This is a genomic window from Catenulispora sp. GP43, assembly GCF_041260665.1.
GTDB lineage: Bacteria > Actinomycetota > Actinomycetes > Streptomycetales > Catenulisporaceae > Catenulispora.
Genome location: NZ_JBGCCT010000014.1, coordinates 204,581 through 216,121, shown reverse-complemented (window position 1 = coordinate 216,121; position 11,541 = coordinate 204,581). Strand labels below are relative to the sequence as shown.

At 71.0% G+C, this 11,541-nt stretch carries 10 protein-coding genes; 4 read left to right on the top strand and 6 right to left on the bottom strand.

Annotated features, from left to right (window positions below):
- Window positions 1-106: 106 nt before the first annotated feature.
- Entirely contained in the window at window positions 107-733 is a 627-nt protein-coding gene (locus ABH926_RS27615) for a DNA-binding response regulator (RefSeq protein WP_370368710.1), read from the bottom strand.
- Window positions 734-1,012: 279 nt separating this feature from the next.
- On the opposite strand from ABH926_RS27615, the gene ABH926_RS27610 reads away from it, so the two are divergent.
- Genes ABH926_RS27610 through ABH926_RS27595 form a run of 4 tightly spaced genes read left to right on the top strand, consistent with a single transcriptional unit; the run spans window position 1,013 to window position 6,612 of the window.
- Entirely contained in the window at window positions 1,013-4,669 is a 3,657-nt protein-coding gene (locus tag ABH926_RS27610; protein ID WP_370368709.1) for a putative Ig domain-containing protein, read from the top strand.
- Entirely contained in the window at window positions 4,666-5,241 is a 576-nt protein-coding gene (locus ABH926_RS27605; RefSeq protein WP_370368708.1) for a ferritin-like domain-containing protein, read from the top strand. Before ABH926_RS27610 ends, ABH926_RS27605 begins: the two co-directional genes overlap by 4 nt.
- Window positions 5,238-5,873: a ferritin-like domain-containing protein gene (locus tag ABH926_RS27600; protein ID WP_370368707.1), complete on the top strand. Its 636-nt coding sequence runs from the start codon at window positions 5,238-5,240 to the stop codon at window positions 5,871-5,873. The genes ABH926_RS27605 and ABH926_RS27600 overlap by 4 nt, the downstream gene beginning before the upstream one ends.
- A 34-nt stretch (window positions 5,874-5,907) precedes the next feature.
- The gene (locus ABH926_RS27595; RefSeq protein WP_370368706.1) at window positions 5,908-6,612 is read left to right on the top strand and encodes a Pvc16 family protein; all 705 of its coding nucleotides are present in this window, start codon (window positions 5,908-5,910) and stop codon (window positions 6,610-6,612) included.
- Here the strand turns inward: ABH926_RS27595 and ABH926_RS27590 are convergent.
- The 5 genes from ABH926_RS27590 to ABH926_RS27570 are packed head-to-tail and all read right to left on the bottom strand — an operon-like array spanning window position 6,581 to window position 11,538.
- A complete protein-coding gene (locus ABH926_RS27590; protein ID WP_370368705.1) occupies window positions 6,581-7,015 on the bottom strand; it encodes a hypothetical protein in 435 nt (144 codons plus the stop codon). The two genes, ABH926_RS27595 and ABH926_RS27590, sit on opposite strands and share 32 nt — an antisense overlap.
- Window positions 7,015-8,514, bottom strand: coding sequence for a discoidin domain-containing protein (locus ABH926_RS27585; protein WP_370368704.1), 1,500 nt, complete (start codon window positions 8,512-8,514; stop codon window positions 7,015-7,017). Before ABH926_RS27585 ends, ABH926_RS27590 begins: the two co-directional genes overlap by 1 nt.
- Complete coding sequence (locus tag ABH926_RS27580) at window positions 8,511-9,050, bottom strand: phage tail protein (RefSeq protein WP_370368703.1); 540 nt, start codon at window positions 9,048-9,050, stop codon at window positions 8,511-8,513. Before ABH926_RS27580 ends, ABH926_RS27585 begins: the two co-directional genes overlap by 4 nt.
- Window positions 9,050-11,131, bottom strand: coding sequence for a putative baseplate assembly protein (locus tag ABH926_RS27575; protein WP_370368702.1), 2,082 nt, complete (start codon window positions 11,129-11,131; stop codon window positions 9,050-9,052). The genes ABH926_RS27580 and ABH926_RS27575 overlap by 1 nt, the downstream gene beginning before the upstream one ends.
- Entirely contained in the window at window positions 11,131-11,538 is a 408-nt protein-coding gene (locus ABH926_RS27570; protein ID WP_370368701.1) for a GPW/gp25 family protein, read from the bottom strand. Before ABH926_RS27570 ends, ABH926_RS27575 begins: the two co-directional genes overlap by 1 nt.
- Window positions 11,539-11,541 lie beyond the last annotated feature (3 nt).

The following is an 11,541-nucleotide window of genomic DNA, read 5'->3' as shown; positions in this document are numbered from 1 at the left end:
TCTTCAGGCCAGCGACCAAGACCTATCGCGGAGACGTTGTGCGCGGAATGCCTAAACGACGGCTCAAATGAGATTCATCAGGACTCTGTGAGAGCCCGGACGAGCTCTAGATGAGCCCTTCGCGGATGGCGAACGCGACCGCGTGCGTCCGGTTCCTCAAGTGGTACCGCGTTGTGACGTCGTGCAGGACGCCGGTCACGGTGCGCCGCGAATACGCGAGCTCGGCCGCGATCTCGTCGGTGCCGAAGCCGTCGGCGGCCAGGCGCAGCACCCGGCACTCGCGCTCGGACAGCCCGCTCAGCGACATGCCCTGCGGACGCAGCACGTGCTGTTGCAGCCGCCCCACCTGCTTGAGCAGCCGGGTCAGCAGATCCGAGGGCAGCGCGGCGTCGCCGGCGGCGGCCCGGATCACCGTGGTGGCCAGCCACGAGGACGTCGCCTCCCAGCGCCACAGCACGGAGCAGGCGCCGGATTCGACGACGGTCAGCAGTTCCTCGTCGGACAGGGCGCTGACGACCAGCACCGCCTGCGCACCGTCCCGCGATCGCACGGCCCTGATCAGCTCCAGGGCCTTGGGCGTGAGGGCGTCGAGCGCGCACACGACGACCCGGGCCGGGATCGGCGAGCGCAGATCGACGAGCTCGAACTCGGCGCGGTGGCGCAATGCCGTCTCAAGGCCCGCCCTGGTGATGGGGTCGTCAGCGTGGATCGACACCGGTATCGGGGATTCCATGGTGACCTCCAGCGTCCGAAACGGCGATTTGCGCCCTTCCCAAATGACCACGCCGTTGCGCAATTGTCGCCTAGGGAACCCCCTAGGAGCCTCCTAATCGTGCAGAAAGCCACGTGGAAAGTGACAGATCGTGTGACAGCGCGCGCAAAGTCGGCACCGCGCGACTGCGCTTTTCCCTGCGCGTTCGCGCAGGCGCCGGACCGCGGGCGCTGCGAGGCTGGGCCGGGAGACGGCAGACGCGGTACGGGGTGCACAGCAGGACGGGAAGGGGCCGGGCAGATGGGAGTCTCCGTCGTCTTCGAAGGCGGCAGCGATACGGCCGACACGGCCGAAGCGGTCGATGTGGTCGAGGTCGTGCCCGGCGAGGAGGCCGGGTGCGTCCTGCGTCTGGAGAACACCGGCATGGTGGTCGACCAGATCCTGCTCGACGTCCTCGGCCCGTCCGCCGAGTGGGCCTCGGTGGAGCCGGCGCGAGTCAACCTCCTGCCGGGGGCCACCGAGCAGGTCCGCGTCTGCTTCCGGCCGCCGCGGTCGGCCGGCCTGGCGCCGGGCGACGTGGCGTTCGGCGTGCGCGCGATGTCCACCGAGGATCCCGAGGGCTCGCGGATCGAGGAGGGCACCGTCAAGGTCGGCGCCTTCGGGGACCTCGCGGCGAAGCTGGTCCCCACCGACGCCTCCGGCCGCCGCTCGGCACGGTTCAAGCTGGTCGTGGAGAACCGCGGCAACCGGTCGGAGCGCCTGCGCGTCGAGGGCCTCGACCCGGCGGTCAAGCTGGGCTTCCGGATCCGTCCGGCGGTGTTCACCGCGGCGCCGGGCACCGCGACGTTCGTCCGGCTGCGGGCCGTCCCGCGCAAGACCTTCTTCAAGGGGACCAACCGCACCCTGCCCTTCGAGGCCGAGGTGCGCTCCGAGCAGGACGGCACGGCCAAGGCCGAGGGCGTGATGCTGGAGAAGCAGACGCTGCCGGAGTGGGTGCTGCCGTTCCTGGGGATCTCGCTCGCGGTCGCCGGCGTGCTGCTCGCGCTCTGGTTCGCCGTGCTGCGGCCGGTGGTGCACTCCGCCGCGACCGCGTCGAGCGCGGCGGCGTCGGCCGCGGCCCAGGCGAAGAACGCGGCGGGCAACGCCTCGGCGGCGGTGTCCAAGGCCGCGTCGAGCCCGCCGAAACCGGCGGCGGGACCGTCCTCGCCGTCGTCCTCGGCATCCAGCACCCCGACGACGCCGGCGTTCAGCGTCGTCCTGGACTCGCCGCTGGTCGCCGGCGCGTCCGTCCGGGCCCAGGCCTCCGGCGGCGGCACCGCGCCGGCCGATCTCGTGTGGTCCTCCTCCGACCCGCGCGTCGCCACGGTCAACCCGGCGACCGGCGTGGTGACCGCGGTCGGCCCGGGCACGGCGACCATCACGGCCAAGAGCGCCGGCAAGTCCGCCCCGGTCAGCAGCCAGACGACGCTCACCGTCGTGGGCAAGCTCGGGGTCACCACGACGGCGTTGCAGAACGCGGTGCAGGGCAAGGCTTATACGGCCTCGCTCAACGGATCGGGAGGCACCGCGCCCTACACCTGGTCGGCAGATCCGGCCTCGCTGCCGCCGGGTCTGACCGTCTCCGCGGCCGGGATCATCAGCGGCACCCCGACCGCGCCCGGGACGAGCACGATCGTCGTCCACGTCGCCGACGCCGGCCCGCCCGGCCAGTCGCCTCCGGCCACGCAGCTGAGGCTGACCGTCATCGGCGTGCCGGCGGTGGCCGTCTCCACGCTGCCGGACGCGACCGCGGACGTCACCTACGCCCCGCAGAACCTCGTCGCCACCGGCGGCACCGGACCGTACAAGTGGTCGCTGGTCCCGGGCCAGGGCGACCTGCCGATCGGGCTGACGCTGGACCCGGCCGCCCGGACCATCAGCGGATTCCCGACCACGGCCGGCAAGTCCTCCTTCACCGTCCAGGTCACGGACGCGAACGGCCAGTCCGCCACCCAGCGCCTGTCCATCGCCGTCGCCAACCCGCTGATGATGACCACGCTGACACTCCCGGACGGCGTCGCCGGCACGCAGTATTCGCAACAGGTGGAGGCCTCCGGCGGGACGATGCCCTACACCTGGTCCGTGCCGCCCGCGCAACTGCCCGCCGGACTGACTCTGGGTTCGACGACCGGGCTGCTCAGCGGGACGCCGCAGAAGAACGGCAGCTTCACGTTCTCGGTCTCCGTCTCCGACGCCGGCAGTCCGTCCCGGACCGTGTCGCAGTCCTTCTCCGTCCGGGTGGTGACGGGCTTCGCGATCACGACGTCGAGCCTGTCGCCGGTCGAGGTCGGGCAGCAGGTCGGCGTGGCGCCGGCGACCGCGGGAGTGACGGGCGCGGGCGTGAAGGCGGGCGTGACTCCGACACCGGTTGGCATCCAGCTACAAGCAGCCGGCGGACAGCCGATCAGCACACTGCCGGGCACGACCCCCACGCCGGTGTACGCCTGGCAGCCGACCGGCACGCTGCCGCCGGGCCTGCAGCTGTCCTCGACCGGCCTGCTCACCGGGACACCATTGTTCACCGGCACGTTCTCGTTCAGCGTGCAGGCCGTGGACGCCAGCGCGCCCCCGCTGATCGCCATCAAGAATCTGACGATGCAGGTGGTGCCGGCGCTGCAGATCACCACGGTGTCGCTGCCCTACGCGCTCACCGGTCAGACCTACGCCCACACCCTCACCGCGAGCGGCGGGACCGGCACGTACTCCTGGAAGCTGGCGCCGGGGGACGTCCTGCCGCCCGGCTTGGGCCTGGACTCCAACACCGGTGTGCTGTCCACGACCTCGGGGCCGGTCGGGACCAGTCCCGTCGCGACGACGAAGCTCACCTTCATCGTGACCGACACCGGGACCTCGCAGACCGCATCCTGGAGCGCCGACTTCGGCGTCGACGCGCCCCTGGCCTTCTCCCTGGGCGGCAGCCTCAACGCCTTGCCCGAGGCCGCCATCGGCACCGCCTACGGCGCCAACGGCGCGGGGGTGCCGCTCGCCGGCACAGGCGGCAGCGGGAAATACCAATGGCAGGCGACCGGATTGCCGAACGGCCTGTCGCTGAATTCCTCCGGAGTCGTCTTCGGAACCGTGTCGGCGAATGTCGCGCCCGGGCCGTATTCGTTCCAGGTGACGATGAGCGACGCGACCGACAATGTGCCGACCGCCGTCCAACCGCTGTCCATCACGATCGCGCAGCCGTTGAGTGTGCAGGGCACGACGCAGGGTGCTTATAACTGGCAGGGCAAGGTCGGCGGCACCACGCCGTACACCGCGTCCGTCCAGGTGAGCGGAGGCCTGGGCCCGTATCAGTACGCTGTCTCAGGCTTCAAGGCGACGACGTCGATCCAGGTCAGCGCCGCGGGCCAGGTCTCCTGGAACATCGACACGCCCTGCGATCTGTCCTCGCCGCCCGGCGGATCCTCGGGATCGGCGAAGTTCACCTGTCCGCCGGTCACGGACAGCGGACAGGTGACGATCACGGACACCCTGAACCAGGTCATCAAGGTCCCGGTGAATGTGACTGCTGATTTCGCGCCGCTGACCGTCACCTATCCCGCCTCCGCCACGCTGGCCGCTGGCTCCGATCTCGATCTGTCCCAGGGGCCGACGCTCAGCGGCGGTTATGGCGGGGGCTACGGCTACACGGTGGACCCGTTCACGTGTCCGTCGTTGACCGCCAGCGGGACCACGGTGAGTGCCCAGACCGGGTTCAGCCAGCCGTGTACGGTGACGGTGAACATCACGGTGACCGGTCCGGTGTCCAGCACAACGTACGTGGTCTTCTCCTACCAGGAGACAATCGACCCGCCGCCGCCACCGCCTCCGCCTCCGCCTCCGCCGACAAGCTCCACTCCGGCGCCCAGTTCGTCGAGTAGCGCGACCAACCCGACATCAACGGTCGTCCCGACCCCGGTGGGCACCCCATGAGTACGACACCGAGCCCAGTTCCTTCGGTCGCCCCGCTAGACGTTCAGCTCCTGCAGACGGCCGCGGCACTGGAGAACCTCGCCGCCAAGCTCTACACGGTCGCGGCCGGCCTGTCGGCAGTGGCGTCCGGCCAGGGCCGACTACGAGCCCTGACAGCGCGGAACCTGGCGCATCACACGTCACACGCCGCAGCCTTCAACCAAGCGGTCGTCGCGTTGGGCGGAGCTGAGCAGCATGCCATCGACGCACGCTATACCGGCTTGATCCAAAGGGTGACCGCGACGAAGGACCCTGTTTCGCTGGCCACGCTGTTGGAGGAGGTGGAAGACCTGATGGCGCAGACCTTCGCACGCTTCGCGCCGTTGGCCGGCGCGGCCGGAGTCCGCTCGCTGTTCGTGGACACCGCGTCTGTCGAGGCGCAGCACGGTTCGGAACTGCTGATCGTGCTGACGCCGCCTGACGGATCCGGACCCGGACCCGGACCCGGATCCGGGTCCGGTACCGCGGGGATCCCGCGGGCTGTCTATCCCACCGCGGAAGCCTCGGCCGTCAACGAAGGCGCGGTGCGATGAGCGGGCCCTCTCGCCGAGTGTTCACGTTCGGCATCGCGGGCATCGCGGGCCTCACGGTCGGCGGGTGCGGCGGTGGCGGTCACGGCCACAGCAAGAGCCGCGGCGCCTCCGGCACCACGCCGTCCCCCTACACCGGAGACCTGCGGACTGCGGCGCTCGCGGCAGCTGTGGAGAACCAGGCGGTGAGTGCGTACCAGGGCGTCGACGCCGCGCTGCGTGCGGGAAAGTACGGTCCGGCCGTGCCGGGATTGGCGGCGTTCGTGCAGACCGCCATGGCGCACCATACGGAGCATGCCGCGTCGTGGAACAACGTCCTGCGCGGTGCCGGGAAGCCGGTCGTCGTCGGATCCCCGTTGTCCGGCCATGCGCTGACGGCTGCGATCGGTGCGGCGACGAGCGCGGACGCGGTCGTCGCGGCGTTGCAGAACCTTGAGGTCCAGGCGTCGCAGACGTACATCGCGGCGGTCGGCCGGCTTTCGGGCAGCTCGGCCATCGCCGTCTCGGCCGCGACGATCGCGCCGGTAGAGGCGATGCACGCCGCGGCGTTGGCGTACGCGTTCACCGGGCGGTCGGCGGTCGGCGAGGCGTTGGGCACCGTCGGCGCAGTGCCGGTCACCGCGCTCACCGTGTGATCAAGAGAGCAGGAATCAGAGGGCGGAGAGCGGCATGCTGCGGGACGCGGATCTGTCGCTGGCCAGCTGGCTGGAGTCCAGTCTGCCGTCGGGCACCGGCGTCAGGTTCGACGCGCCACGGGCACGGTGGCAGGAACAGGCGGCGGACGCGCCGTTCGTAAGCGCGTTCCTGTGCGACATCCGCAAAGACGGACAGCACCAGCCCTCCTCCGGGTGGTCGGACGTGCGCGACGGCGACGGGCGGCTGGTCGGGCGGCAGTCGCCCCACCGGTATCACCGGCTCTCGTATCTGGTCACCGCTTGGGCGGGGGCGGGGGCCGGTTTGGGTGCGGCGGTCGGCGAGCGCGAGGCGTCCTCGGCATCGGTCTTCGAGGAACACGATCTGCTCGGCGTGCTGATCAATATATGTGTGAGCACTGAGACGCTGGCGGAAGACCACCTGCGGGGGGCTTTGGCCGAGGTCGGGCTCCCGGTGTTCCTGCGGTGCGCGGACGATGATTGCGGAGGCTCGCCGGTCGCGGATCCGTGGTCCGGACTGGGGATCGCGCCGCGCGCGCACCTTGTACTGGAACTGGTGGTTCCCGTCATGCCCCCGATGGCGAGGGATCTCGCGGCTCCGGTCGCGGAGGTCGTGCTCGGGGCGCGTCAGTTGCCAGACTCCGCCTCGGCCGTCGAGACGGTGCGCCGCCGGGACTTCCCCGGGTCGGTCAGCCCGCGGCCACCGTCACGTTCGTCGTGACGAACCGCGCGGTGCCCGGCTTCTCCACGACCGGATCGGGGATCGGGCCGCCTGGCGTCGGCTGGGTGGCGGGCGTCTCCACGGTGAACATCGCGGGGAACGACCCGCCTTTGACGAGCAGCGGCTTGCCGCCGTTGGTGGTCTTGCGGGTGAGGTTGTCCGGCAGCAGCGTGAGCATCAGGGTTCCCATACCGGGGATCGTGAACGGCGGCGCGGTGTAGGCCAGCGGGACGCGCAGCTCCATCGGCAGCTGGTCGCCCAGGAGGCAGACCGGCACGCCGCCGACGGTCACGTTGGTACTGGAGCCGGTCAGCGGGACCGGGGCCTCCAGCGCCGGCACGACGGCGGGCTCCGGGATCGTCACCTGGAGCAGGTCGCCGGTCTTGATCACGGAGTCGGCCATCAGAGCGGCAGGCCGAAGAACTCGAGGTCGGCGATCGCGACGGTGGTCTCGGCGTCGTCCGGGTAGACCGACACGACCTGGATGGTGACGGAGGTGACGCCGGTCGCGTGGGACAGCGGGAACTCCTGCTGCTTGGGCGTGTCGCTCATGGCGATGGTGGAGGACTCGCCGTCGGAGTACTTCAGCACCAGCTCGCTGGGCCGACCGTCCTGGGTGTAGGCGTCGGCAGCCCCCGAGTACACGATGATCTTCTTCAGCGTCACCCGCCGCCCGAAGTCGAACGTGAGCGTCGCCTGAGCCTGTGCGGACCACGGCGCCGCCCAGTAGGTGTTGGTGTTCAGATCAGCGGCAGCCGCCGCCGCATGCCCCGCCACGAACGCACTCGCACTCTGGCCGGCGGGCCGAATCGGCTGCAGCCCGTCGCCGATCGCGTTCATGACGCTGGTCTTGACGCCCTTCACCCTGCTGTTGACAGTCTCCCGAAACGGCGGATAGGCACCGTAGACCATGCCGCCGACCAGGATCAGCACGCCGATGACCATACGGCCCTTGCGATAGACCTGCCGCAGCCCGAACTTCAGGTCCAAGCGCGGCTTGGCCACACCGGCGCCATCCGCAGTGCCCTGATCAAGCCGCACCACGCGCGGACCACGCTTCGGGATGAAGCGACGCCACCACGGCTCCTTGACCGCAACCGCCTCGACGAGCGACGCACCACACCGACTGCAGAACCGCCGCGAACTCGGATTGCCCTCACCACAACCCCCGCAAATCAGATCGCCGGGCAGCAACCGCCGACTCGGCGCAGTCTTGGTCACCGCGACCGGCCGCGCTTTCGCGATCCCCGGCGCCTGCTCGGCGATGCGCTCGGGGGCCCGGGCCGGGAGGGCGAGGGGTGGCTCGGGGGGATCGGGCTCGGTCTTGGGCTCAGGTTTCGGTTTCGGTTTCGGTTTCGGTGCAGGCTTCGACTCGGTTTCAGATCCCGGATTCACCTCAGGCTCAGCCTGCGGGTCCGCGCCATCTTCTGCCCCGGCCTCAGATTCCGGCGCCGCACCAGCCTCCGACTCGCCTCCCGACTCCGACTCAGCTTCAGCCTCCGGCTCTTGCTCCGGTTCTGGTTCTGGTTCTGGTGCTGGCTCTGGTTCTGGTGCTGGCTCTGGCGCTGGTTCTGGTTCTGGTGCTGGTTCCGGCACAGCGCCCCCGCCATCCCAACCGCCCGCATCAGGCGCTTCCTCCTTCTCCACCTCCACCTCCACCTCCGCCTCCGCCTCCGCCGAGGGCCCGGCGATCACCACATTCGCCGCATGGATCACCCTGCTCAGCAGCCCGACGCGCGGCGCGGCCGCCGTCTCCTGCTCGCGCTTGTGCACCTCCTCGACGAGCTCCTTCGCGACCGCCGGTTCCTGCTTCTCGCCGGTCCATTCCAGGAAGCCGCCGCAGGAGCCGCAGAAGGCGTCGCCGTCCTGGTTGCGGAATCCGCATTTGCGACACACGATCATTGCTCGACGACCTCCAGACGGTGCGTGACGTGGGCGGGCTTCTCCGCGGCGATCAGGTCCTCCAGGGCCGCGGCATCGATCTGCGTGCCGCGCGGGATCCGGACGCGGACCGTCAGCCAGGCTCCCGGCTCGCCGGGCAGTGCGGCGTTCGGTGTGGCGGACCAGTGGACGCCGCCGTTGTCGGTGATCTCCACGTCGCCGCCGGTGACGAGCTCTATCAGGGCCCGGATTCCCTCCGTCGTGCCCCGCTGGCGGTACAGCCGCACGGAGTGCGCCACGGCCGCGCGCTGGCGCTCCGGCGGCCAGTTCTCGTCCAGGACCGCGCCCAGCCAGCCGGCCAGCCAGCGGGTGAAGTCCGACGGCGCCAGCAGCGGGTCGACGTAGGCGGTCAGGCAGTCCAGGGTCGAGATGGCCGGTGCCAGCACCTCGTCGAAGGCCGCCATCCACTGCATCAGCAGCGGATCCTCCTGCAGGATCCCGGGCAGCAGCGTGCCGATCGGGTACGGCGTGCCCAAGCCCTCCACCGCCCGGCGCATCAGCGCGCCTCCACCCTGACCTGGTGCTCGTAAGAGAACACCAGGCTGTTGGCGTCGAGATCGATCCGCGTGCTCTCCTTGCCGCGCGCGCCGGTGATCGGGTCGGCGGAGAACAGCCGCACGTCCTCCACGAGTTCGACCCCTGACACCTGCTGCAACCGGCCGAAGATCTCGCCGGCCTGCACCGGCCGCCCGAACGGCCAGCCCCCGCCCTCCGGCCCGCCGCCGGGCAGAGGGTTGAGATACCGGTAGAGAGCACCGAGGGCGTCCTCGCGCAGCCGTTCGGTGTTCACCCGAGGCCGGGCGACCAGACGCGCGACCACCGTCACCCCGCGATACAGCGGCGGTTCGAGCGCGACGCGCGTGCCGACCACCCGAGCCTTGTCCAGACCGGCGGTGATCCGGGCCAGCGTCGACTCCGGCGGTATCAGGTTCTCGAACAGTATGCGACCGTCCTCCATAGCCGTCGCCGGGACGATCAGTACCCGTACTCCCCCGGCGTCCTTCGCCTCGCGTCCGGCCGGGACACACCGGACGCGCGCCACCTCCGGCGCCGCCTCCCGCGCCAGAACCTCGTAGTCCTCGGCGGTGACCGCGCGGCTGCGCGTGCGCACCAGCAGCGGCCCGCGCGCCTTCGCCTCCTCCAGCGTCTCCCCGTCCACCCCGCCCTGCGCCGGCCTCCGGTTCTCGACGGCGGAGACCGACGGGACCGACGACTTCAGCCGGCACAGCGACCCGGCCGCGACGTTCCCCCGGGCCCCGCCGCCGGTCGCGTACCCGCGGATGCGGACCTCGTCGCCCTTCTGGGGCACGGCTCCGTACCGCCGCAGGCTCCCGTCCGGCTCGCGCACCGCGGGACCGAACAGGACCAGTCCGCTGACCGCGTCCAGCGTGAAGTGCCGGTCGTCGGGACCGCTGTCGGCGAAGTGCTCGACCTGCGTCCACTCCAGCCAGCCCTCCGGCGAGCTGGTCTCCACGACCGGCGGCCCGTACCCGACCAGGACCGGGCTGCGCCGCAACGCGAACTGCTGGCCGGGCACGCCCTCGGCCCGGCCCAGCGACTCGCTCTCGACCGGCTCGGCGTGCACGGCCTCGACGGTGCCGCCGACCGTCCCCACGCTCAGCCCCTCGATGACCGGCGAGCCGGTGTACGGGGGCTGCCCCGGCTCGGGCTCGGTGATCCGGGCCCTGATCCACCCGGCGCGCTCGCCGTCGACCACACTGGCCGCGTGGCCGTCCGGCACGTGCAGCACGACCGCCCCGGACGTGTTCAGCCCGCCGGTCTCGTCCAGCCCCACCTCGCACGGCACCCAGCCGTCATCGGTGCCCGCCTCCCAGACCAGCGGCGGATACTCCGGATTGACCCCGACGCCCTCGACCCGGCCGCGGAAGCCCAGCCTGATCACGCAGCCGGGCACCGGATCCGACAACCCCGCCAGCAGCGCGTCACCGACCACGGGCCGCTGCCGGAACGCACGGAACGACTGGCCGTCGGCCAGCTGCCGAGTGCGGTCCTCGGTGCCGATCGACGTCCCGCCCCGGGCATCGGCGGAGGCAGAGGCAGAGGCCGAGGCAGAGGCCGAGGCAGAGGCCGAGGCAGAGGCCGAGGCAGAGGCCGAGGCGGAGTCGGAGTCGGAGGCGGAGTCGGAGGCCGGCGCATCGCCCGGGCTGCGGACCTTGGCCAGCACAGCGGGAACCAACACCAGCTCCCGACAGGTGCTGAACACGATCGACTCGGCGGTGGCCGTCCGCAGCGTCCCGACCCGCGCCCCGGCGGGCACGCTCAGCCGGGTCCGGGCCGGGCTGGAGAGCCAGAACGTCACCGGGGCCCGCGCCGGGGTGGGCGCGAGCATGCGCAGCCCGATCATGTTCAGGAAGCTGATGTACAGCCGGTCGGGCACCCGGTTGAGCCGGTACAGCAGCTGGTCGGTCATCTGGGCGAAGGTCTCGATCAGGGTGACGCCCGGATCGGAGACGTTGTGGTCGGTCCATTCCGGGCAGCGCCGCATCACCAGACGCTTGGCCTCGTCGACCAGGTCCTGGAACCGGCGGTCGTCGAGGTCGGGGGCCGGCAGGGGCATCAGTCCTCACCCTCCTGTCGCTCGGGGATCGTGTAGAAGGGGAAGACGAGGTTGCGCGGGCTGTTCGTGCCGGGCACGACGTAGCCGATGTCGATGTAGAGCAGACCGGGCCGGTCCGCGTCGGGGTACACGTCCACCTCGGCGACGTCGACCCGCGGCTCCCACTGCTCGATCGCCTCGCGGACCACGTCGGCGATCTCGCCGGTCTTGTGGATCCCGGCCCCGTCGAACACGTAGTCCCGCAGGGTGCTGCCGAAGCCGGGCCGCATCGGCCGCTCGCCGGGATAGGTGGTCAGGATCAGCCGCATCGCCTGCTCCAGGTTGGCGGTCCCGGACACGGTGGCCATGCCGCCGGTGGGCTTGACGGAGAAGGGGAACGCCCAGCCGCTGCCGATGAAGTCGGGCATGAG